The sequence below is a fragment of the Dysosmobacter acutus genome (assembly GCF_018919205.1).
Classification (GTDB): domain Bacteria; phylum Bacillota; class Clostridia; order Oscillospirales; family Oscillospiraceae; genus Oscillibacter; species Oscillibacter acutus.
Genome location: NZ_JAHLQN010000001.1, coordinates 1,387,264 through 1,410,741, shown reverse-complemented (window position 1 = coordinate 1,410,741; position 23,478 = coordinate 1,387,264). Strand labels below are relative to the sequence as shown.

The following is a 23,478-nucleotide window of genomic DNA, read 5'->3' as shown; positions in this document are numbered from 1 at the left end:
GAAACGCAACTCGAAATAGGAGGATTCTTCATGCTGAAAACCTTAAGCGCACGGGTCGGGCAATACAAAAAGGACTCGATCCTTGCGCCGCTGTTCACTGTGCTGGAGGCTGTGATGGAGACGCTGATCCCGCTGCTGATGGCCTCGATCATCGACCAGGGCATCGAGGCCGGCGACGTGGGGCACGTGTACCAGTTCGGCCTGTATATGATTTTGACAGCGGGCATGGCGCTGCTGTTCGGTGTTCTGGCCGGCCGCTTTGCCGCCCGGGCATCCACCGGCTTTGCCTGCAACCTGCGCGCGGACATGTACCGTAACATCCAGACCTTCAGCTTTTCCAACATCGATAAATACAGTACCGCGGGGCTTATCACCCGCCTGACCACCGACGTCACCAATCTGCAAAACGCCTTCCAGATGATCCTGCGCATGTGCGTGCGGGCTCCGGTGACCATGCTCTGCGCCCTGGTGATGGCTGTTTCCATCAGCCCCCGCCTGAGCTCCGTATTCCTGATTGCCATGGTGTTTCTGGTCATTGTGCTGCTCACCATCATGGTTCCGGCCAGCAGGATGTTCCGTCAGGTGTTCCGCAAATACGACGACCTGAACGCCAGCGTGCAGGAGAACGTCTCCGCCATCCGGGTGGTGAAGAGCTTCGTCCGGGAGGCCTACGAGAATGAGAAGTTTCGTACCGCCGCCGACAATCTCTACCGCCTCTTTGTCAAAACGGAGAGCCGCATCTCCTTTACCTTCCCGTCCATGATGCTGGCCGTCTACGGCTGCAACCTTGGCCTGAGCTGGCTGGGCGCGCAGATGATCGTGGGCGGCAGCCTGACCACCGGTCAGCTGACCCAGCTCTTCTCCTATGTGATGAACATTCTGATGGGCCTGATGATGCTCTCCATGGTCTTCGTCATGATCACCATGTCCGCCGCCAGCGCCCAGCGAATCTCGGAAGTGCTGAATGAATCCAGCGACCTCCACAACCCCCCGAGCCCTGAAACGGAGATTCCCGACGGCAGCGTGGACTTTGACCACGTCTCCTTTGCCTACCAAAAGGGCACCGGCGCCCCGGTGCTCCAGGACATCGACCTCCACATCCGCTCCGGAGAGACCATCGGCATCATCGGCGGCACCGGCAGCGCCAAGTCCAGCCTGGTGAACCTGATCTCCCGGCTCTACGACGTGACCGGGGGCAGCGTCAAGGTGGGCGGCAGGGACGTGCGCAGCTACGACCTGGATGCTTTGCGCAATCAGGTATCCGTGGTGCTGCAGAAAAACGTGCTGTTCTCCGGCACCATTTTGGAGAACCTGCGCTGGGGCGACAAGAACGCCACGGTGGAAGAATGCGAACGGGCCTGCCGTCTGGCCTGCGCCGACGAGTTCATCCAGAAGATGCCCGACAAGTATGAGACACACCTCGAGCAGGGCGGAACCAACGTGTCCGGCGGGCAGAAGCAGCGGCTGTGCATTGCCCGGGCGCTGCTGAAAAAGCCCAAGGTCCTGATCCTGGACGACTCCACCTCCGCGGTGGACACGGCCACGGACTCCAAAATCCGCCAGGCTTTCCGGGAGGAGATCCCCGGCACCACCAAGCTGATTATCGCCCAGCGCATCTCCAGCGTCCAGGATGCCGACCGCATCCTGGTGTTGGACGACGGGCATGTCAGCGGCTTCGGCACCCACGCCGAGCTGCTTCAGAGCAACTCCATCTACCGCGAGGTCTACGAAAGTCAGACCCAGGGCGGCGACTTTGACAAGCTTGGAGGTGAGGACTGATGGCACAGCAGAGAACCATGCGCGGCCCCGGCGGGCGCATGCGCGGCCCCCGTCCCCATGTGGACAATCCCGGAAAAATTCTGAAGCGCCTTGCCGGAATCGTGTTCAAAAACTACTGGCTGCACTGCCTGGTGGTCCTGTGCTGCATCATCGGCAGCACTTTGGCCACCGTTCAGGGCGCGCTGTTCCTCCAGAGCCTTATCGACGACTATATCACGCCCATGGTGTCCAGCGGCAGCCGGGACTTCTCCGGGCTCCTGTCGGCCCTGAGCCGTCTGGCCGTGATCTACGGTCTCGGCATTCTCTGCTCCTGGAGCTATAACCGCATCATGATCAATGTGTCCCAGGGCACCATGCGGACGCTGCGCACCCAGGTCTTTACCCACATGGAGAGCCTGCCCATCTCCTACTTTGACCGAAACGCCCATGGCGATATCATGTCCGTTTACACAAACGACATCGACACGCTGCGCCAGGTGATCTCCCAGAGCCTTCCCCAGCTGGTGTCCAGCACAGTGACCATTGTCAGCGTCTTCATCAGCATGGTGCTTCTGGACATCCCCTTGACCGTGCTCACCTGCCTGATGATCGCACTGATTCTGTTTGTCAGCAAAAAGCTGGCCGCCAAGTCCTCCAAATACTTTGTGGAGCAGCAGAGAAACTTAGGCGCGGTCAACGGCTATGTGGAGGAGATGATGGAGGGCCAGAAGGTGGTGAAGGTCTTCTGCCATGAGCAGGAGAGTCTGGACCGCTTCTTGGAGCTGAATGAAAACCTCCGCCAGAGCGCCGACAGCGCCAACAAGTTCGCCAACATCATGATGCCCGCCGCCGCGCAGCTTGGCAACTGCAGCTATGCGCTGTGCGCCGTGTTGGGCGCGCTGCTGGCGGTCAACGGCTACACCGGCCTCACGCTGGGCACGCTGGTCTCCTTCCTGACGCTGAACAAGAGCTTTACCCAGCCCGTGGCCCAGATCAGCCAGCAGGCCAACAGCGTGGTCATGGCCCTGGCGGGCGCCCAGCGCGTATTCGCCCTGTTGGATGAAAAGAGCGAGGAGGACAGCGGCTATGTCACCCTGGTCCGGGTGAGGCGCAGCGCGGACGGCTCCCTGGAGGAAAGCGACGAACGCACCGGCATCTGGGCCTGGAAGCATCCCCACCGCGCCGACGGCACCGTCACCTACACGGAGGTGCAGGGCAGCATCGTCTTCGACAACGTGGACTTCGGCTACGATGAGAACAAGATGGTCCTCCACGACATCAAGCTCTACGGCAACCCGGGCCAGAAGATCGCCTTTGTGGGCTCCACCGGCGCTGGCAAGACCACCATCACCAATCTCATCAACCGGTTTTACGACATCCAGGACGGCAAGATCCGCTACGACGGCATCAACATCAACAAGATCAAAAAGGCGGACCTGCGCGCCTCCTTAGGCATCGTCCTTCAGGACACCCACCTCTTCACCGGCACGGTGATGGAGAACATCCGCTACGGGCGTCTGGACGCCAGCGATGAAGAGTGTGTGGCCGCGGCCCAGCTGGCCAATGCCCATGGCTTCATCACCCGCCTCCCCGACGGCTACAGCACCATGCTCACCGGCGACGGCGCCAACCTCTCCCAGGGCCAGCGCCAGCTGATCGCCATTGCCCGGGCGGCGGTGGCCGATCCCCCGGTGCTGATTTTGGATGAGGCCACCTCCTCCATCGACACCCGCACGGAGAAGCTGGTACAGGAGGGCATGGACGGATTGATGTACGGACGGACCACCTTTGTCATCGCCCACCGCCTCTCCACCGTCCAAAACTCCGACTGCATCATGGTTCTGGAACAGGGCCGCATCATCGAGCGGGGAACCCATGAGGAACTGCTGGAGCAGAAGGGTCGTTATTATCAGCTCTATACCGGCAGTCAGGCCGGATGATGAAAAAGTCAGGCAAAGAAATTTGCCTGACTTTTCCCTTTCCCGGCGGAGCGAAATCATGTATACTGGATGCAACAAAAGAAAGGGAGCGTTTTTCCATGAGAAAATTGATCTTGGATGTGGACACCGGCAGCGACGACGCCATCGCCATCATGCTGGCAGTGCTCAGCGGCGCCTTTGACCTCTTGGGCATCACCGTCTGCTGGGGAAACCGTCCGGTGGAGGCCTGCGCGCAAAACACCCTTCAGGTGGCAGAGCTTCTGGGCTCCGATGTGCCGGTCTATCAGGGCTGCCCGGAACCCATGGTCCGCCACCTGCTGCCCGCCCGTCACATCCCCAACGATGTGAGCATCATCAAGGACGGCGTGGAGTACACCATCCACCCCGCCGCCATGCCTCTGCCGCCCGCCAGGGGCCGTGTGCAGAGCAAGCACGCCGTCTCCTTCCTGGTGGAGACGCTGATGGCCGCTCAGGAGCCGGTGACGCTTGTGGCCGTGGGACCGCCCACCAATTTGGGCATGGCCTTTCGCATGGAGCCCCGCATCCGAGACCATGTGGCCGAGGTGGTGTTCATGGGCGGCGCCGTGGACATGGGCAACGTGACACCGGTGGCGGAGGCCAACTTCTTCCACGATCCGGAGGCTGCCAAAATCGTCTTAGACTCCGGCGTAAAGGTCACCTGCATCACCCTCAACGCCACCATGGCATCCCCATTCACCCTTGCCGAGGCCGATGAGCTGGAGGCCCTGGGCACCGCTTCCGGCGCCTTTGCCGCCGACCTGATCCGCATCCGGGCCGAGGCCAGCCGGCATCTGGGCTGGAGCGACGGCACTCTGGAGCCGGTGCACGACCCTCTGGCCATCGCCTATCTCCTGAACCCGGCCGTGATCACGGACCTGCGGCGCCAGCAGTGCAACATCGACATCAGCGGCGGCTTTGCCGACGGTATGCTCATTGTGGAACACCGAAACGAAAACGACCGCTCCGTCAACACCTATGTAAGCTACGGCTCCGACTGCGCCCTCTACCACCGCATGGTGAAGGAGGCCATGGCCAAAGGGCCAAAAGCCTGAATAGAAAAGGAGGAAGGCATGCCTTCCTCCTTTTTTCGTTTAGAGGCCCATTTCCTCCTTGACCTCCCGGAAGCACTGAACGGCAAAGTCCAGGTCCTCCCTGGTGTGGCCCGCGGAAATCTGAGTGCGGATCCGGTCCCGCCCCTTGGGCACCACCGGATAGCAAAATCCCACCACATAGACGCCCTTATTTAGCATCAGGGCGGCAAACTCCTGGGCGGTCTTTGCGTCGTAGAGCATCACCGGCACAATGGGATGCTCCCCGGGCAGCAGGTCAAAGCCGCACCGCTCCATCTCATGGCGGAAATAGTTGGCGTTCTCATGGACCTTATCCCGCAGCGCGGTGGATTCGCGCAGCAGCTCAATGGTGCGAAGCGTGGCGGCGCAGATGGCCGGGGCCAAGGAGTTGGAAAAGAGGTAGGGCCGGGAGCGCTGACGCAGCAGTTCCACAATCTCCCGGTGGGAGGCGGTATAGCCGCCGGAGGCGCCGCCCATGGCCTTGCCGAAGGTGCCGGTGATGATGTCCACCCGGCCCATAACGCCGCAGTACTCGCAGGTACCCCGGCCATGCTCTCCCATAAAGCCCACGGCATGGCTGTCGTCCACCATGGTCATGGCGTCAAACTCATCCGCCAGGTCGCAGATGCCCTTCAGATTGGCGATGTAGCCGTCCATGGAGAATACGCCGTCGGTGGCGATCAATATCTTTTCGCAGCCGGCGGAGCGGGCCTCCACAAGCTTTGCGCGCAGGTCCTGCATGTCGTTGTTCCGATAGCGGTAGCGGTGGGCTTTGCACAGCCGGACGCCATCGATGATGCTGGCGTGGTTCAGCTCGTCGGAGATCACCGCGTCCTTCTCCCCAAGCAGCGTCTCAAAGAGGCCGCCGTTGGCGTCAAAGCAGGAGGAATACAAAATGGCGTCCTCTGTCCCCGCAAAGTCGGCGATGGCGCGTTCCAGATCCTTGTGAATCTGCTGGGTGCCGCAGATGAAACGGACGGAGGAGAGGCCGAACCCCCACTGATCGTAACTTGTCTTTGCCGCGGCAATCAGCTCCGGATGGTCGCTGAGACCCAGGTAGTTGTTGGCGCACATGTTTACCACCCGCTTTGCGGCGGTGGTGTCGATGCGGGAGCGCTGGGACGTGGTGATGATCCGCTCATCCTTGTAGGTACCGGAGGCCCGAATCTCCTCCAGCGCTGCGCGGTAGTCTTCCAATGCGGTTTTCATAGTCTTCCTCCTTTTCTCACATCCAGTTCAGTACAACCTTGCCGGACCTTCCGCTGTGCATGGCCGCAAAGCCCTGTTCAAAGTCCGTATAATGGAAGCGGTGGGTGATCACCGGCGTCAGGTCCAATCCGCCCTGCACCATGTAGGACATCTTGTGCCAGTTATCCATCTTCCGCCCGTAGATGCCCTGGAGCGTCAGTCCCTTGCCGATGATGTCGTTCATGTCCACCGTGATGGGCCCGTTGCCCAGTCCAAGGAGGGATATCTTCCCGCCGTTGCGCATCACGCCCACCATCTGGGCAAAGGCGCCGCCGTTTCCGGACATCTCCAGTCCCACGTCAAAGCCCTCGGTCAGGCCCTGCTTGTGCATCACCTCGTGGATATCCTCCTTAGCGATGTTCACCGCCGCGTCCGCCCCCATCTTTCGGGCCAGGTCCAGGCGGTATTCATTGACGTCGGTGATCACCACCCGCCGGGCGCCGGCGTATTTGCAGATGCCCACGGCAATGACGCCGATAGGGCCGGCTCCGGTGATGAGCACATCCTCGCCCACCAGGTCGAACATCAGCGCCGTATGGGTGGCGTTGCCCACGGCGTCAAAAAAGGACACCACGTCCTCCGGCAGATTCTCATCAATGAGGATCACGTTGGACTGGGGGATGCAGACATACTCCGCAAAGGCCCCGTCCCGGTCCACGCCCACGCTGCTGGTGTTCTTGCACCACTGAATGTTGCCGTTGTGACAGTTGCGGCAGTGCCCGCAGGTGATGTGGCCCTCTCCGCTGACCCGCTGGCCCAGGCGCAGCCCCGTGACGCCGGCGCCCAACTCCGCAATTTCTCCCACGTATTCATGGCCGATCACCATGGGCGGCTTCACATGCTGGGCAGACCACTCATTCCAATCGTAGATATGCACATCCGTACCGCAGATGGCTGTCTTATGTACGCGGATCAGCACCTCGCCCGGCCCCGGCTCCGGCACCGGAACTTTCCGCAGCTCCAATCCCGGGGCGGCGGCGGGCTTGACAATGGCGTCCATCCAATTTTGCATATGCGTGTTTCTCCCTTCCAGTACTCTCCTATGCTTTCTACGCCCAGTTTACTACGAACTTCTCTGATTGGCAATACATTTTTTATTAAATTGTTCTCCATATGAGGACATACTTGCTTCAGTGTCAGAATCAAAAACAAGATTTTAAAACCGATTTTGTGAATTTCCCACAAGGGCAGAAAAAGACTGCGGCAGATGCCGCAGTCTTTTCTCACTTCATTTCCAGTTACAGAGGGATTTGAAAGCCAAACCAGAGCACATTGCGCGCGGCACAGTTGACCACAAGCAGCACCAGGAGCGCCAACAGCCACCGGTCGCTGTAGCGCAGCACCCAGCCCCGCCTGCCCCGCAGGCGCCAAACGGTCTGACTGCACAGATAGGCAGCCACCGACCCCACTGTAAAGAGCACCGCCGGATGATAATACAGCGACCGGAGCAGCTGTCCCCGCAGCAGGGCGATCACCGCCCGGGTCCCGCCGCAGCCGGGGCAGTACACATGCCAGAGCCGGTAAAACCAGCACTCTGGCACCGCAGGACGGCCCAATGGGAAGAGCCAGAGTAAAAACAGGCTCCCCAACACCGTAAGGGAACACCAGAACGTCCAATAGACCACATCATCCTTTGTCTTCACAGCTTTCCCTCTCTTTCGATGAAGGGTTGATTATACGCACTCCTGTCAGCCCTGTCTGACACATTTGATGAGATGCCAAAAGCCAGGCCTGTTTTGAGTGCGGTTGGATACTTCTCATATTGGGTATTCGGCTGGGATAGGTCCTCCATTGGCAGTACCATATACTTTCCAGAGGAATACCATTGAATCTATGGAAGGTATCCATCACCTGATATCTTTGCCTTCTGTAAAAAGAGGGCTATGCAAATTTGCATAGCCCTCTTTCTCAACTTACTTCAGCAGCCGGATGCTGCCCAACAGAGGAACTTCCTTCTCTTCGTCGTTGATGGCATAGATCAGTCCCATAATGGCGCAGAGCAAAATAAAGATCCCCCACAGCCACCCCAGGCAGGGAATAGCGGACAACAGGCCGAACAGCCAAATCACCAGCGCCTGATTCAGGTGAAACTTGGCGCCCTCCCGGTCTCCTGCTACCAATGCTATAAGCAAACCAATCCAAGTTAAATACGCCACGATCCCAGTGGTTTTTGAATCCAACATACTTGTAATCCTCCTAATTGTGAATCCAGAGTGCATCAAACTAAGTCTATTATAGCATGCCCAAAGAGAAAGCACAAGAGGGGGGCGAGCGGGCAGGAGGCAGGGCGGGATATTCCGTCAGACGCGGGAAGGAAGAGCGGAGAAGCAGCTCTTCCATAAGCAACGGCGGAAGGCCGCGCATGCTTGCAAAAAAAGCAGGCCGGACAGGTTTCCCTGTCCGGCCTTATCGTGTTGGCGCTACCTATCTTCCCGGGCCGTCTCCAGCCAAGTATTGTGAGCAGAAGCGAGCTTAACTGCCGTGTTCGGAATGGGAACGGGTGGACCCTCGCTCTAATCAGCACCAACTGTCATCCGGAAGCTCCGGAAAACAAACAAATTATAAGGTTTTTTGAGACTCTTGTCAAGCCCTTTTTGAGGACTTAGAACCGGAAGCAAACTCCCGCTCGCTTCCCATTCTCAACCCTCAACGGCTGACTTTGGTGCGCCTTCAGGGACTCGAACCCGGGACCCACTGATTAAGAGTCAGTTGCTCTACCAACTGAGCTAAAGGCGCATATTCGTCAATACGGGTTTCCCCGCAACTTGCTTTGATCTGGTGACCCGTACCGGATTCGAACCGATGTTAACGGCGTGAGAGGCCGCTGTCTTAACCACTTGACCAACGGGCCGCGTCGTCATCGGGGCAAACTGCGCTCGCTTCATTTCCGCCCCCGGCGGAAACTCCGTATTGCTCCGTTGCCCTTCCTTTTCGACACACAAACGCTGCGCTGCTTTGCATGCCGATTTACGTGGACATTGCTCTTTACGGGGTTCATGGCCGCTCCATGCACCCTCAAAACCGAACAACGATATGATGTCCTTCTATTTCAGGCCGCCTGCATTTTCATTGTAGGTCAAGCCCTCGGGCGATTAGTACCGGTCAGCTGCATACGTTGCCGCACTTCCACTTCCGGCCTATCAACCAGGTAGTCTTCCTGGGCCCTTACCTCATATAGAGTGAGAGATCTCATCTTAGGGGGAGTTTCACGCTTAGATGCCTTCAGCGTTTATCTCGTCCGTACATAGCTACCCAGCTATGCCCTTGGCAGGACAACTGGTGCACCAGAGGTACGTCCATCCCGGTCCTCTCGTACTAAGGACAGCTCCCTTCAAATCTCTTACGCCCGCAACAGATAGGGACCGAACTGTCTCACGACGTTCTGAACCCAGCTCGCGTGCCGCTTTAATTGGCGAACAGCCAAACCCTTGGGACCGAATTCAGCCCCAGGATGCGACGAGCCGACATCGAGGTGCCAAACCTCCCCGTCGCTGTGGACGCTTGGGGGAGATCAGCCTGTTATCCCCAGGGTAGCTTTTATCCGTTGAGCGATGGCATTTCCACTCACATACCACCGGATCACTAACTCCAACTTTCGTTACTGCTCGACCCGTCGGTCTCGCAGTTAGGCTCGTTTATGCGTTTACACTCACTGCACGATTTCCGTCCGTGCTGAACGAACCTTTGAGCGCCTCCGTTACTCTTTTGGAGGCGACCGCCCCAGTCAAACTGCCCGCCTAACAGTGTCCCCCGACCCGATTCAGGGCCGCAGGTTAGAAAACCAGCAATCCAAGAGTGGTATCCCACCGGCGACTCCACTGAACCTGACGGCCCAGCTTCCAAGTCTCCCACCTATCCTGTACATGAATTACCGATTTCCAGTATTAAGCTGCAGTAAAGCTCCATGGGGTCTTTCCGTCTAGTTGCGGGTAACTGGCATCTTCACCAGTACTACAATTTCGCCGGGCGGGCTGTTGAGACAGTGCCCAAATCATTACGCCTTTCGTGCGGGTCAGAACTTACCTGACAAGGAATTTCGCTACCTTAGGACCGTTATAGTTACGGCCGCCGTTTACCGGGGCTTCAATTCAATGCTTCGGCCTTGCGGCCTGACATCTCCTCTTAACCTTCCGGCACCGGGCAGGCGTCAGCCCATATACGTCATCTTTCGATTTAGCATAGACCTGTGTTTTTGGTAAACAGTTGCTTGGGCCTATTCACTGCGGCCCCTTTCGGGGCTCCCCTTCTTCCGAAGTTACGGGGTCAACTTGCCGAGTTCCTTAACAACCCTTCTCCCGTTGGCCTTAGGATTCTCTCCTCATCTACCTGTGTCGGTTTGCGGTACGGGCACCTTAGCATACACATGAGCTTTTCTCGCCTTCAAGCATCGCAGACTTCCCTACTATATTTTCGGTCCCTTTCGCCCGGGGCTACCAACGCCCGGGTTCTGCTATCTCAAAGTGTCCCTCATGCTTAAGGTTCGGTGGCTACGGAATTTCTACCGTATGTGCATCGACTACGCCTTTCGGCCTCGCCTTAGCCCCCGGCTTACCTTGGGCGGACGAACCTTCCCCAAGAAACCTTAGATTTTCGGCCATTATGATTCCCACATAATTCTCGCTACTCATTCCGGCATTCTCACTTGTGTACAGTCCACCTGTGCTTCCGCTCAGACTTCACCCCGTACACAACGCTCCCCTACCACGCGCGTTTTCACACGCATCCCAAGCTTCGGTTGTATGCTTAGCCCCGTTATATTTTCCGCGCAGAACCACTCGACCAGTGAGCTATTACGCACTCTTTTAATGAGTGGCTGCTTCTAAGCCAACATCCTGGTTGTTTTTGCAGCTCCACATCGTTTTCCACTTAGCATACATTAGGGACCTTAGCTGTGGGTCTGGGCTGTTTCCCTTTTGACAATGAAACTTATCTCACACTGTCTGACTGCTATGCATCAATTATCCGGCATTCAGAGTTTGATAGGCGTTGGTAATCTTATCGACCCCTCGACCATTCAGTGCTTTACCTCCGGTAATCTAACATAACGCTAACCCTAAAGCTATTTCGGGGAGAACCAGCTATCTCCGAGTTCGATTGGAATTTCTCCGCTATCCACAAGTCATCCGCCACCATTGCAACGGGGGTCGGTTCGGTCCTCCATGGGGTTTTACCCCCACTTCAACCTGCTCATGGATAGGTCACCCGGTTTCGGGTCTATGGCAACGAACTTCATACGCCCTATTCAGACTCGCTCTCGCTGCGCCTCCGGCACTGAATGCCTTAAGCTTGCTCGTTACTATAACTCGCCGGACCGTTCTACAAAAAGTACGTCATCACACTTTAACGTGCTTTGACTGCTTGTAAGCACAAGGTTTCAGGTTCTCTTTCACTCCCCTTCCGGGGTCCTTTTCACCTTTCCCTCACGGTACTGCTCCTCTATCGGTCATCAGGTAGTATTTAGGCTTGGAGGGTGGTCCCCCCTGTTTCCCACCGGGTTTCACGTGTCCGGCGGTACTCTGGATACTCACTGACGCAACTCATCTTTCGGATACGGGGCTCTCACCCGCTATGGCCGGCCTTCCCATGCCGTTCTCCTAAACTATTGCGCCGTTTTGTGAGTCCTCAACCCCAGAGAATAAATCCTCTGGTTTGGCCTCTTCCGCGTTCGCTCGCCACTACTTACGGAATCTCTGTTGATGTCTTTTCCTCGCCCTACTTAGATGTTTCAGTTCAGGCGGTTCCCCGCGTACGCCTATTTTATTCAACGCACGCTGACAGAGTATTGCTCTGCCGGGTTGCCCCATTCGGAAATCTCCGGATCAATGGATATTTGCTCCTCCCCGAAGCTTATCGCAGCTTGTCACGTCCTTCGTCGGCTCCTGATGCCAAGGCATTCCCCTTGCGCTCTTTTTAGCTTGACCTATTTCGAACAATCTTTCAATTGGTTCTCTTAGTTGAATTATGCAGGCTTCCTCAGAATTCTTTTTTTTGAAATTGTAATTGTTACCCTCATCTTTTCAGATGTTGTTCCACAATTAAATTACCTTCCGAACTTTTGTCCAGAAGACCTCTTCTGTTGCCTTACATGTCTTTCATCATATCATTGTTCAGTTTTCAAGGTGCACGCGTCCATGCAGGCTCCATATCACTCGCTTTCCCACAAGTGGCAAAGCTCGTTCATTTCGCTGCATCTCCTCTTCCTCCGCAACCGCTTTCGCTGGGTTGCGTCGGAGTTGGATACGACGTATTCTTTTTTCCGGCTCCTTTTGAAGCCAGATTGAAACATTTAATCCCTTAAATGCTTCAATCTGATCTCAATTGGTGGAGATAGTCGGGATCGAACCGGCGACCTCCTGCTTGCAAGGCAGGCGCTCTCCCAGCTGAGCTATATCCCCGGCTCTATTCCATTCCGCCCTCTTTCAGGTACGGCTTCCTTTTTTGTGGTGGGCCCGAGTGGGCTCGAACCACCGACCTTACGATTATCAGTCGTACGCTCTAGCCAGCTGAGCTACGGGCCCATAACCACCGAGGGCTGCACCCTCTAAATTAAACAACGTAACTACTCAGCCCGCGCCTTCCGGCTGACCTTAGGATGTTATACCAGAACCTCGGCCCTGGTAATGTCTCCTTAGAAAGGAGGTGATCCAGCCGCACCTTCCGATACGGCTACCTTGTTACGACTTCACCCCAATTATCGAACCCACCTTCGACCGCGCCCTCATTGCTGTTAGGCTACGGGCTTCGGGTGTTCCCGACTCTCATGGTGTGACGGGCGGTGTGTACAAGGCCCGGGAACGTATTCACCGCGGCATGCTGATCCGCGATTACTAGCGATTCCGACTTCATGCAGGCGGGTTGCAGCCTGCAATCCGAACTGGGACGGCTTTTAGGGGTTCGCTCCACCTCACGGCTTTGCATCCCTCTGTTTACCGCCATTGTATTACGTGTGTGGCCCAGGACATAAGGGGCATGATGATTTGACGTCGTCCCCACCTTCCTCCGTTTTGTCAACGGCAGTCTCGCTAGAGTGCTCTTGCGTAGCAACTAACAATAGGGGTTGCGCTCGTTGCGGGACTTAACCCAACATCTCACGACACGAGCTGACGACAACCATGCACCACCTGTCTCTACTTTCCCCGAAGGGCACTTAATGCATCTCTGCTTCATTAGTAGGATGTCAAGCCCTGGTAAGGTTCTTCGCGTTGCTTCGAATTAAACCACATAATCCACCGCTTGTGCGGGCCCCCGTCAATTCCTTTGAGTTTCAACCTTGCGATCGTACTCCCCAGGTGCAATACTTATTGTGTTAACTCCGGCACGCAGGGGGTCAGTCCCCGCACACCTAGTATTGATCGTTTACAGCGTGGACTACCAGGGTATCTAATCCTGTTTGCTCCCCACGCTTTCGCGCCTCACCGTCAGTTGTCGTCCAGTCATCCGCCTTCGCCACTGGTGTTCCTCCTTATATCTACGCATTTCACCGCTACACAAGGAATTCCGATGACCTCTCCGATACTCAAGAAAAGCAGTTTCAAATGCAGTTTGGAGGTTGAGCCTCCAGATTTCACATCTGACTTGCCTTCCCGGCTACACGCCCTTTACACCCAGTAAATCCGGACAACGCTTGCCACCTACGTATTACCGCGGCTGCTGGCACGTAGTTAGCCGTGGCTTGTTTTCAGGGTACCGTCTTCTACTCTTCCCCTGTCAAAGAAGTTTACAACCCGAAAGCCTTCTTCCTTCACGCGGCGTTGCTGGGTCAGACTTGCGTCCATTGCCCAATATTCCCCACTGCTGCCTCCCGTAGGAGTCTGGGCCGTATCTCAGTCCCAATGTGGCCGGTCAACCTCTCAGTCCGGCTACTGATCGTCGCCTTGGTGGGCCGTTACCTCACCAACAAGCTAATCAGACGCGAGGCCATCTTTCAGCGATAAATCTTTGACATATCGACCATGCGGTCAATATGCATCATGCGGTATTAGCAGTCGTTTCCAACTGTTGTCCCCCTCTGAAAGGCAGGTTCCTCACGCGTTACTCACCAGTCCGCCACTAAGCATTCCCTTCCGTTGTCCGAAAACTCCTTCAGGGGTGCTCCGTTCGACTTGCATGTGTTAAGCACGCCGCCAGCGTTCGTCCTGAGCCAGGATCAAACTCTCTATAAATTCGTATCAACACAGGCCGTGGCCTGAGCTAATCTTGACTTACAGAGCTATTTCCATAGCTTCTTGTTTTTCGCTCCGCGTTCGGGTAATTGACTAAACCCCTACTTGCAAAGCCTTTATCGGCGCGCACCGTGATTTCTCACAAGTGCGCTTACCGTCTGGTGCTTTCTTTTCGTTACGTTGTTTAATTTACAAGGTGCACGCCTCACCGGCGGAACATTGTTATTATACCCCATCTCCCTCGCTCTTGTCAACCTCTTTTTTCAATCTTTTTCAGATTTCTTTCGAGGCTGTTTTCGCGGGGGGCTTGGAAACAGCTTGCTTAGAATACCAAATCTCTCCCCGCTTGTCAATACCCTTTCTCCCCTTTTTCTCATTTTTTTATCCCTGCCATCTCTCTTACTTATACCTTTCCTTCTCTTTGCCGGAAAATAAGAGGAATGGGGCGATTCCCGCCCCATTCCTTAATTATATAGTGTACCTTCTCATTTCTGCTTCACCAACGCGGACACCTCGTCAAAGCAGTCCGTAATCTCACGCTCCGGTGCCTTGGTCACAAGGCTGAAGATCACGATGCACAGGCAGCTCACCAAAAACGCGGGCAGCAGCTCATAAATATCCCACACGCCGCCCATGGGCCGCACGGCATATTTCCACAGGAAGATCATCACGCCGCCGGAGAGCATGCCCGCCAGAGAGCCCCATCGATTGGTACGCTTCCAGAACAGGGAAAAGAGCATCACCGGGCCAAAGGCAGCGCCGAACCCGGCCCAGGCAAAGGATACGATGCCAAAGACAGAACTGTCCGGATCCCTGGCCAGAAAAATGCCGATGACGGCGATCACGACCACGGTGAGACGGGCCGCCACCACTTTCTTCTTTTCATCCATATGTATATGGAAACACTCAGCCATCAGGTTCTGGGAAACGCTGGAGGCCGCCGCTAACAGCTGGGAATCGGAAGTGGACATGGTACAGGCCAGGATGCCGGCAATCACCAGGCCGGCCGTCAGTGCTGCCAGGACGCCATGGGTGGACAGGAGGCCCGCCAACTTTACAATCACCGTCTCCGACGCGGAGCCCTCCAGCACTTCAATGGCGCCGGCCTGAGAGGCGGCGTATCCGATGACGCCGATGGCCACGGCAATCGCCATGGCGATGACCACCCACAAAGAAGCCACACGGCGGCTGAGCTTCAGCTTGTTCTCATCCTCAATGGCCATGAAGCGGAGCAGAATGTGGGGCATGCCGAAATAGCCAAGGCCCCACGCCAGGGTGGACAGGATGGTAATGGGTCCATAGGGGTTGGCCGTTCCCGATACCATGTCATGAGTCATGGTCATGGACAGATAGCCAGGCAGCGCCCGGGCGTTGTCCATCACCGCGTCCACGCCTCCGGCCACGGAGATGCCGAAAAAGATCATAATAATCAGGGCGATGGTCATGATGATGCTCTGAATGAAATCCGTGGTGGAGGCCGCCAGAAAGCCGCCCAGGGTGGTATAGGCCACAATGATGATGGCGCTGACCACCATGGCGGCGGTGTAGTTCATGCCGAACAGGCTGCCGAACAGCTTGCCGCAGGCGGCAAAGCCGGAGGCGGTGTAGGGCACGAAAAAGATCAGGATCACCACCGCGGCGATGGCCGTCAGCACATGCTTACTGTCTCCAAAGCGCTTGGAGAAAAACTCCGGAATGGTAATGGCGTTTACATGGTGGGTATAGAGGCGGATGCGGCGGGCCACAATTAACCAGTTCACATAGGTACCCACCGCAAGGCCGATGGCCGTCCATCCCACGTCAGCGATGCCGGAGATATAGGCCAGCCCTGGCAGCCCCATTAGCAGATAGCTGCTCATATCGGAGGCCTCGGCACTCATGGCCGTGACAAATGGGCCCAATTTGCGGCCGCCAAGGTAAAAGTCATCGGTGGTCTTGTTCTTTTTGGAACAGGATATGCCGATGGCCACCACAATCGCCAGATAGGCCACAATGGTGGCAATCATACAGATATTCGCTGAATTCAACACGTTCTCTCTCTCCTTCACTTATCAATGCCTTGTATCATACCATACATTTCCACAAAACGAAATACAGAACACAGTATAGAATGAATTCTATTCTGTGTTCTGCAAAATCTTCTCTTTTTTCAGGAATTTCAATTCTTTTTAACTGAACGGGATTCCATACGCTGTGCTGTAAAAATCTCAGGGAGTTCCATGCGATGGCCGGAGGCTCTCCAAAAAGCGGGGTGTCATACGCCCGGAATAGTCCGTCAGGGAGTACTCCCCCTCGCTGAGGCACCAGTCATACAGCAGCGCCCGCTCCCACATGGCGTAGATCTTGACAATCTCATTCGCCGGAAGGTCCGTACGCAGTTCGCCCTTTTTCTGTCCTTCGGACGTAATTTTTCTAAGAAGGCGGAAGTAGAACCGGCTGCGGTCCAGGAGATGCTTTTCCCCTTTGGCCAGCAGCTGGGTGGACAGCAGCCGGGTCAGCAGCTCCAGAGACACTCCGCTTTCGATCATGGCAAACAGCTCCCGGTTCAGGTAGATCAGCTTCCCCACCGCGTCGCTCTCCGGATCCAGCGTCTCCATCAGCTCCTCGTACTTTTCATCAAACACATTGGCCAGGGTGCCAAGCAAGGCGTCTTTGCCATTGAAATAGTGGTAAAAGGATCCCTTGGAGGTCTGAGAGTCGAAGACAATGTCCTCTACGGTGGTGTTCTCATACCCCTGCTCGTAAAAGAGCTTCCAGGCCGCGGAGATGATCCGCCCCTTTGTGTTCCGTGCGTTCTTCTTTGCCACTTAAGTCCCCCGTTCCTTGTTTTTCAACAGAATACCATATCCCGTTTACAATGCAAAGTTTGCTCTTTCCCGATTCGCACTTTTTGCAATATAATTCGCACGATATAGAATGTAATTTGCAAATTGTAATTAGTATAATAGTCACAGTACTGGATCGGAGGGCTTAACATGAACTTCTGGAAAATGAACGGAGCAGGCAATGACTTCCTGATTTTGAATAACCTGGAGGAGCACCTTCCGCTGGAACAGCTGCCCCGGATTGCAAAAGTGCTGTGCGAGCGGCATCTGTCCATCGGAGCCGACGGGTTGATGGTGGTGGACGCCCCCACAGAGGGCGGGGACTATAAAATGCGCTTTTTCAACTCCGACGGCAGCGCGGGGGAGATGTGCGGCAACGGTGCGCGCTGCATCTGCCGATACGGCTTTGAGACAGGACTGGCCGGGGAGTCACAGCGGATCGAGACCACCGCCGGCATGGTCACCGGGAAGCGCGTCAGCCCGCGGCTCTATCGCATCCGGCTCAACGACCCCACCACCGTTCGTCTGGACTGCTCTGTGGAGGTGGACGGCGTGCGCTACGAGTGCGCCTATGTGGAACTGGGCAATCCCGGCATCCCCCACGCGGTGGTTCCCTATGCCAATCTGCGCCAGGCGGACCAGGATGAGCTTCGGGAGTTGGGCCGCGCCATCCGCTGGCACAACGGCTTTCCCAAAGGCGCGAATGTCAACTTCTATGAGATCACCGGTGAGGACACCCTCTATGAGCGAACCTTTGAACGGGGTGTGGAGGATTTCACCTATGCCTGCGGCACCGGGACCGGCTCTGTGGTGGCGGTGCTGACGCTACAGGGAAAGGTCAGCGGCCATGGGGTCAAGGTCCATATGGCCGGCGGAGAACTGGTCATCGACGCGGAGCGCGTCCACTCCCGGATCGCTGACCTGTATCTGACCGGCCCCACCAATATCGTGTGCAAGGGCGAGGTCACCGACGAAGAGCTGTCCCTGAAGGGCGTGGAATGAAGAGAGGAGAGCGAGTCATGAAAAACAAATCCTTCGCGCGTAATTATGCTTTGCTGATCTGTATGCTGGCCGGAATCGTGGGCGGCTGCATCGCCGGCGCCATCTGGCCCTGCGTCAAGGATGACGGCGGGACCGTCCTCCGCGCCGGAGCCACGGTCCTCAAGCCCCTGGGGTCCGTTTTCATCAATCTGATGTTCTGCATCGTGGTACCCATGGTGTTCTCCTCCATCGCCAGCTCCGTGGCCAACATGAAAAGCCGCAAGCGGGCGGGAAAAATCATGGGAACCACCATCGCCACCTTTGTGATCACCGGCGCCGTGGCCGCCGCCATCATGATGGTCCTGATGAAGCTTGTCCCTCCGGTCCTGGTGCCCTGGCAGGACATTCCCGTGGGCACGGTGGATGAGCAGAAAACCATGGCCGAACTGGTGGTCAGCTTTTTTACCGCTGAGGATTTCGTCTCCCTCATCAGCCGCAAGGCCATGCTGCCTCTGATCCTGTTCTCCATGCTCTTCGGCTTCGGCGTCAACCTCAACGGCGGCAGCGAAAGCCTTATCGCCAAGTGGCTGGAGGATCTGAGCGGCTGCATGATGAAGGTGGTCAAACTGGTGACCTACTACGCCCCAATCGCCTTTTTTGGCTTTTTCGCGGACCTGGTTGCCACCTACGGCGCCAGCATTGCCGCGGACTATGGCCGGGCCCTGGCCGTGTACTACCCTCTGTGCTTCCTCTATATCTTCACCGCGTTCCCGCTGTTTGCCTGGTTCGGCGGCGGCCGGGAAGGGGTCAAAACTATGCTGCGCCATATTCTGCGCCCGGCAGTCACCTCCCTTGGGACCTGCTCCTCCGTGGCCACCATTCCCACCAATATGGAGGTGGCGGAGGACACGGGCATTCCGAAGGATGTCTCCGAGATTGTGGTCCCGCTTGGCGCCACCATGCATATGGACGGCTCCTGCTTCTCCTGTGTGCTGAAGATCGCCTTTTTGTTCGGCGTGTTCGGCCTGCCCTTTGGCGGGGTGGACACCTTTGTGAAGGTGATCCTGGTGGCCGTTCTCTCCTCGGTGGGCATGTCCGGCATCCCCGGAGGCGGGTACATCGGGGAGTTTATCATGTGCTCCATCTTCTTCCCCAATCAGTTAGAGCTGGCCTACCCCATCGCCATCACCATCGGCAACCTGGTAGACCCCCCCGCCACTATGATCAACTCCGCCGGGGACTACGTGGTTTCCTTCATTGTGGCCCGGTTTACGGACGGAAAGGACTGGCTGAAAAAAGCAGCCAGCCAGAAATAGTAAAAGGAGGCGGCGGATAGAATCCGCCGCTTCCTTTTTGCCGCCTCACGGTTCAATCGGACTCCTTGGTCTGGGCGGCGGTACCGCCTAAGTCCACATCCTTCTTCTTTCCCAGTCCAAAGTCCCGTTCCACGCTGGCGCTGTCCCGGTTCAGCATGGTTTCCATCACCCGGATATCGCTGTCCACGTCCATGTAGTCCGCCGCGTACAGCTCATCTAACTGGCGCTCAAAGCCCTTGATGATGGAGTCCATGGTGTCCTCGATCCGCTGCTTCGCCTGGCGCAGGTTCTCGCCCTCAATACCCGCGGATTCAAACTCCGCGTAGGAGTCCAGAAGCTTCTGGGTGGTGGGCAGGTAGTAGTTGAGGAAGGTGGAAATCCGGTCTTTCTTTCTGGGGTCCTCCTCCACGGCCCGGAAAATCCGGGCTGTGACCGACTCCAGATGGTCGATCTTCGCCGTCAACACCGGGTCCGCGATTTTATCGTTGGCCCGGCGGATGTTGCGCAGAATACCGGAATATCCCTCCTCCGCCTCCTTGGGAGGCGGATTTTTTTCCTCTTTCGCGGCCTGCTGGCTTCTGCGCAGCTCCGCGTCCGCCTGGCCGCTGCGGAAGAAATACCCCAGCGCAACATCCAGGTAGGCGCTGGTACCAAAGACGCCCTTGTCGATCATCCGGGCCAGGTCCTTTTCCACGGTCTTCCGGCTGATGCCCAACTTTTTGGAGACGTCCTCGATGGACATGGCCTCAAATTCCCCGATCACCGCCAAATACTTCTGGTACCGGGCGGCCCGGCGGTCCATGGTCCGGCCGGCAAAGAACAGTCCGCCGCCGGCCAGAAGCCACGCCAGATTCTGCAGCAGCTCCCACAGCTCATAGCGGTCCACTCCCAGCCAGAAGATGGTATCCAGCGTATCGGCGGTGGCAAGAATGCCGATAACCGCCGCGATCACGCCCACGATCTTCATCCACCGGGCGTTGGAGGACTTCATGGCCGGGGTCCGGGTCACTTTCCGGGCCGCAGACTGCGGGGCGCGCGCGCTCCCCTGACGGGCCCGGGGCGAGGTCGGCGCGGAGGGCCGGGTCGATGGAGCCTCCGCGGCCAAGGGCGGAGGGGCCTGCTGCCTCTTCTTTTTGCCGGAATCGCCGTCGGACAGCTTCATAAACAGCACAATCAGCGCAATGGGCCAGATGCCCGTTGCGAACAAAAAAACAATCAGCACCCAGGAGAGCCAGTCATTGTCTTTTTTCCCGGTTCCGCCGCTTCCATAGTTGTATTGATTTCCGCTCATTCTCTGTCCTTCTTCCGCAGCTTCCGCCGAGCGCCGGTTTTCTCATCCACAATCACCGTGTGGGAGAGCTGCGCATCCAAATTTCCCACCACGGCGCGGACATACTCCTCTCGCAGGAGCTGCCGTTCCTCCATCTCAGCCGTGGTAAGCCCCTCCGTCGTCCGCGCCTTACGGCTGAGTTCGTTGATGCGGTCTATTTTCTTCTGTTCCATCCAATCCCTCACACGTATCGCTTCAGAAGGATGGCCGTGCGCCCTTTGCGGCTCATGCCCCCCACCTCCGCGATCTCAAATTTGCCAAATCCCCGGGCCGTGATCACATCTCCGGCCTTCACCGCCCGGTCGCCTTTGGTGCACTCCTGCCAGTTCAGCTGCACCCGCCCGGAGGCGATCAGTTCCGCGGCCTTGGAGCGGCTCATGGAAAACCCGGAGGCCGCCACAGCGTCCAGCCGCAGCGTCATCACCGTGTCCCGGATCTCCTGGACCTTAGCCTCGGGCACAATCAGCTCCCCGGCTGTGATCTCCTGCACCCGCAGGGCCGCGGTGCCCGCGCTGGACCAGCTCTGAACCAAAAAGTCCGCCACCGTGTCCAGCACCACCAGATCACAGGAGCTCTCCTCTACCAGAATATCCCCCACAGTCTCCCGTGCCACACCCATCCCCATGAGACTTCCCAAAAAGTCCCGGTGGGTCAGCTTGTCCTCTTTGCGGAACAGGCAGCGGAGAAACCGCAGGTCCTCGCCGCCGTACTCCTCCATCCAGTCCGGGAGACAGGCCAGCACCTTCCGCTCCGCGTCCTTGTAGCCGCCGGAGAACACGCCTCTTCCTCCGGAAAGCCTCAGCACCTCCCGCACGGCGGACTGCTCCTTGGGGCTCAAAAAGGCGGTGTGGGCCGGCACGTTTCTCCGCTCGGCCTGTTCCATCTTGTCCAAAACCCGGGCCAGCAAGAGCCGCTCCTCGCCGCTTCTTGCCGTCCGGTCCAAAATTGTCTTCTTATCCATTGCTCAAATTCTGCGTGCGGTACAGCGCGGCATAGGCGCCGTCCCTGCCCATCAGCTCCTCGTGCCTCCCCTGCTCCTCGATCCCGCCGTCCCGGACCACCAGGATGCGGTCCGCGTTCCGGACCGTGGAGAGGCGGTGGGCGATGATAAAGGTGGTGCGGCCCTTGGCCAGCTGGTCAAAGGTCTCCTGAATCTTCGCCTCGGTGACGCTGTCCAGGGCCGAGGTGGCCTCATCCAAAATCAGCACCGGCGGATTCTTCAAAAAGATGCGGGCGATGGAGATGCGCTGCTTCTGGCCGCCGGAGAGCATGGTGCCCCGCTCTCCCACATAGCTGTCAAAGCCGTCGGGCATCTCCATGATGTCGTCATAGATCTCCGCCTGCTTGGCCGCGGCGATCACCTCTTCCTCCGTGGCGTCGGGACGGCCGTAGCGGATGTTTTCAAACACGCTGTCCGCAAAGAGGAATACATCCTGCTGCACCACGCCCACATTGCGGTGCAGCGACTCCTGGGTTACCTCCCGCACGTCCTGTCCATCAATGCGGATGGCGCCGGAGGTCACGTCGTAAAACCGGGGGATCAGCTGGCAAAGGGTGCTCTTTCCCCCGCCGGAGGGTCCCACCACGGCGATGGTCTCCCCAGCTTTTACATGGAGGTCCACATCGTGGAGCACCGCCACTCCCTCCCGGTAGGCAAAACTCACATGCTCTACGTCCACCCGGCCCGCCACCCGGCCCAGGTCCCTTGCGTCCGGCGCGTCCCGAAGGTCCGGCTCCGTGCGCATCAGATCCGCAAAGCGCTGCAATCCGGCAAAGCCGTTGGCAAACATCTCCGCAAAGCTTGAGAGCTTGCGGATGGGCGTGATGAAGGTGGTGATATACAGGCTGAAGGTGATGAGGTCCACGTAATTCATCTGATCCTGCATAATGAGCCAGCCGCCCACGGCGATCACTGCGGCGGAAAGGATGCAGAGGAAGAACTCCATCACCGCGTTGAAAAGGCCCATCTCCTTGTGGAACTGCTTTTTGGAGGACTTGAAGGATTCGTTGGAGCGTTCAAACTTCTCAAGCTCCGCGTCCTCATTGGCAAAGGCCTTGGCGGTCCGCATGCCGGAGAGGCCGGACTCGATGTCCGCGTTGATGACCGCGGTCTTCTGCTTGACCGCGCGGGAGGCGGAAGACATGCCCCGCCGCCTCTGCCAGACCACCACCAGGAAAATAGGGATCAGGATGGCCACCACCAGGGCCAGCCGCCACTCGATGGTAAAGAGGACCACCAGGGCGCCCACGATGGTGACAAGGGAGATGAACAGGTCCTCCGGCCCGTGGTGCGCCAGCTCTGTAATCTCAAATAGGTCCCCTGTGAGCCGGCTCATCAGCTGCCCCGTCCGGTTGCGGTCAAAATAGCCGAAGGAGAGCTCCTGCATGTGCCGGAACAGATCCTCCCGGATATCCGCCTCCACCAGGATGCCGAAGGTATGGCCCCAGTAGCAGACAACATAGCTGAACACCGCCCGCAGCGTGAACGCAAGGAATACAACGACCATCACCACAAAAAAGGTCTTGTACTCCTTGCCTGGCAGCAGATCGTACATGGCCATGCGGGACACATAGGGGAAGGCCAGGTCGGTCAGCGCGATCATCAGAGCGCAGAACATATCCAGGAAAAACAGCCTCCTGTGGGGCTTAAAATACGATAGAAAAATCTGAAAGGTACTCTTCTTCTGAAAATCCCGGGTGGTCATTTCCTCTCTCCTTGCGCAAGACAATTATAGTGATACAGCTTTAGTATAGCATCCTTCTTTTCATTGCGCAAGAAAAAGGCGGTTGCATTATTGCATTCCCTGCATCGGCAATCCCGGTTCAT

The 23,478-nt window shown here is 57.2% G+C and carries 15 protein-coding genes, 4 tRNA genes and 3 rRNA genes; 5 read left to right on the top strand and 17 right to left on the bottom strand.

All coding sequences use genetic code 11. The features are described 5' to 3' along the window. The first annotated feature begins 30 nt into the window (after nt 1-30). From KQI82_RS06840 to KQI82_RS06830, 3 genes are all read left to right on the top strand, one after another. Nucleotides 31-1,779, top strand: a complete 1,749-nt coding sequence (locus KQI82_RS06840; protein WP_216632105.1) for an ABC transporter ATP-binding protein — start codon at nt 31-33, stop codon at nt 1,777-1,779. After that, nucleotides 1,779-3,698, top strand: coding sequence for an ABC transporter ATP-binding protein (locus tag KQI82_RS06835; protein WP_216632104.1), 1,920 nt, complete (start codon nt 1,779-1,781; stop codon nt 3,696-3,698). The genes KQI82_RS06840 and KQI82_RS06835 overlap by 1 nt, the downstream gene beginning before the upstream one ends. 98 nt (nt 3,699-3,796) lie before the next feature. Continuing rightward, a complete protein-coding gene (locus KQI82_RS06830; RefSeq protein ID WP_216632103.1) occupies nt 3,797-4,771 on the top strand; it encodes a nucleoside hydrolase in 975 nt (324 codons plus the stop codon). Nucleotides 4,772-4,810: 39 nt separating this feature from the next. On the opposite strand, the gene KQI82_RS06825 is transcribed toward KQI82_RS06830, so the two are convergent. The 13 genes from KQI82_RS06825 to KQI82_RS06765 all read right to left on the bottom strand — a co-directional run bounded on the left by KQI82_RS06825 (nt 4,811) and on the right by KQI82_RS06765 (nt 17,006). Then, a complete protein-coding gene (locus KQI82_RS06825; RefSeq protein ID WP_216632102.1) occupies nt 4,811-5,998 on the bottom strand; it encodes a glycine C-acetyltransferase in 1,188 nt (395 codons plus the stop codon). Nucleotides 5,999-6,014: 16 nt separating this feature from the next. Next, nucleotides 6,015-7,049, bottom strand: coding sequence for an L-threonine 3-dehydrogenase (gene tdh, locus KQI82_RS06820; RefSeq protein ID WP_216632101.1), 1,035 nt, complete (start codon nt 7,047-7,049; stop codon nt 6,015-6,017). A gap of 226 nt (nt 7,050-7,275) precedes the next feature. Next, on the bottom strand, nt 7,276-7,680 hold the full coding sequence (locus KQI82_RS06815) for a DUF2752 domain-containing protein (protein ID WP_216632100.1): 405 nt from the start codon (nt 7,678-7,680) through the stop codon (nt 7,276-7,278). Nucleotides 7,681-7,950: 270 nt separating this feature from the next. Further along, entirely contained in the window at nt 7,951-8,220 is a 270-nt protein-coding gene (locus KQI82_RS06810; protein WP_216632099.1) for a hypothetical protein, read from the bottom strand. A 229-nt stretch (nt 8,221-8,449) separates the two neighbouring features. After that, nucleotides 8,450-8,565 (bottom strand): 5S ribosomal RNA (gene rrf / locus KQI82_RS06805). A 132-nt stretch (nt 8,566-8,697) separates the two neighbouring features. After that, nucleotides 8,698-8,773: transfer RNA gene (locus tag KQI82_RS06800), tRNA-Lys, on the bottom strand. Between the two features lie 40 nt (nt 8,774-8,813). Continuing rightward, nucleotides 8,814-8,888 (bottom strand) — tRNA-Glu (locus KQI82_RS06795). Nucleotides 8,889-9,109: 221 nt separating this feature from the next. Continuing rightward, nucleotides 9,110-11,958 (bottom strand): 23S ribosomal RNA (locus KQI82_RS06790). A 398-nt stretch (nt 11,959-12,356) separates the two neighbouring features. Continuing rightward, a tRNA-Ala gene (locus KQI82_RS06785) sits at nt 12,357-12,432 on the bottom strand. A 46-nt stretch (nt 12,433-12,478) separates the two neighbouring features. Beyond that, a tRNA-Ile gene (locus KQI82_RS06780) sits at nt 12,479-12,555 on the bottom strand. 114 nt (nt 12,556-12,669) lie between these two features. Continuing rightward, nucleotides 12,670-14,199: ribosomal RNA gene (locus KQI82_RS06775) — 16S ribosomal RNA — on the bottom strand. Together the 16S, 23S and 5S rRNA genes with 4 tRNA genes alongside form the textbook arrangement of a ribosomal RNA operon. A 485-nt stretch (nt 14,200-14,684) precedes the next feature. Then, a complete protein-coding gene (locus KQI82_RS06770; protein WP_216633647.1) occupies nt 14,685-16,226 on the bottom strand; it encodes a sodium/proline symporter in 1,542 nt (513 codons plus the stop codon). A 180-nt stretch (nt 16,227-16,406) separates the two neighbouring features. Beyond that, nucleotides 16,407-17,006: a TetR/AcrR family transcriptional regulator gene (locus tag KQI82_RS06765; protein ID WP_216632098.1), complete on the bottom strand. Its 600-nt coding sequence runs from the start codon at nt 17,004-17,006 to the stop codon at nt 16,407-16,409. A gap of 168 nt (nt 17,007-17,174) precedes the next feature. Here KQI82_RS06765 and dapF point away from each other — a divergent pair, with 168 nt between their 5' ends. Both dapF and KQI82_RS06755 read left to right on the top strand, forming a co-directional pair. Beyond that, complete coding sequence (gene dapF / locus KQI82_RS06760; RefSeq protein ID WP_216632097.1) at nt 17,175-18,026, top strand: diaminopimelate epimerase; 852 nt, start codon at nt 17,175-17,177, stop codon at nt 18,024-18,026. Between the two features lie 17 nt (nt 18,027-18,043). After that, nucleotides 18,044-19,321, top strand: coding sequence for a dicarboxylate/amino acid:cation symporter (locus tag KQI82_RS06755; RefSeq protein ID WP_216632096.1), 1,278 nt, complete (start codon nt 18,044-18,046; stop codon nt 19,319-19,321). A gap of 52 nt (nt 19,322-19,373) precedes the next feature. Here KQI82_RS06755 and KQI82_RS06750 read toward each other — a convergent pair whose 3' ends face one another. Genes KQI82_RS06750 through KQI82_RS06735 form a run of 4 tightly spaced genes read right to left on the bottom strand, consistent with a single transcriptional unit; the run spans nt 19,374 to nt 23,356 of the window. Further along, nucleotides 19,374-20,612 (bottom strand): 5-bromo-4-chloroindolyl phosphate hydrolysis family protein, encoded by a 1,239-nt coding sequence (locus tag KQI82_RS06750; RefSeq protein WP_216632095.1) that lies wholly within the window; start codon nt 20,610-20,612, stop codon nt 19,374-19,376. Continuing rightward, nucleotides 20,609-20,824 carry a DUF896 domain-containing protein gene (locus KQI82_RS06745; protein ID WP_216632094.1) on the bottom strand — a complete coding sequence of 72 codons (216 nt, stop codon included), beginning with the start codon at nt 20,822-20,824 and terminating at the stop codon, nt 20,609-20,611. The genes KQI82_RS06750 and KQI82_RS06745 overlap by 4 nt, the downstream gene beginning before the upstream one ends. Nucleotides 20,825-20,832: 8 nt before the next feature. After that, nucleotides 20,833-21,612 carry a YlmH family RNA-binding protein gene (locus KQI82_RS06740; RefSeq protein WP_216632093.1) on the bottom strand — a complete coding sequence of 260 codons (780 nt, stop codon included), beginning with the start codon at nt 21,610-21,612 and terminating at the stop codon, nt 20,833-20,835. Next, nucleotides 21,605-23,356, bottom strand: a complete 1,752-nt coding sequence (locus KQI82_RS06735; protein ID WP_216632092.1) for an ABC transporter ATP-binding protein — start codon at nt 23,354-23,356, stop codon at nt 21,605-21,607. Before KQI82_RS06735 ends, KQI82_RS06740 begins: the two co-directional genes overlap by 8 nt. Between the last annotated feature and the right edge of the window lie 122 nt (nt 23,357-23,478).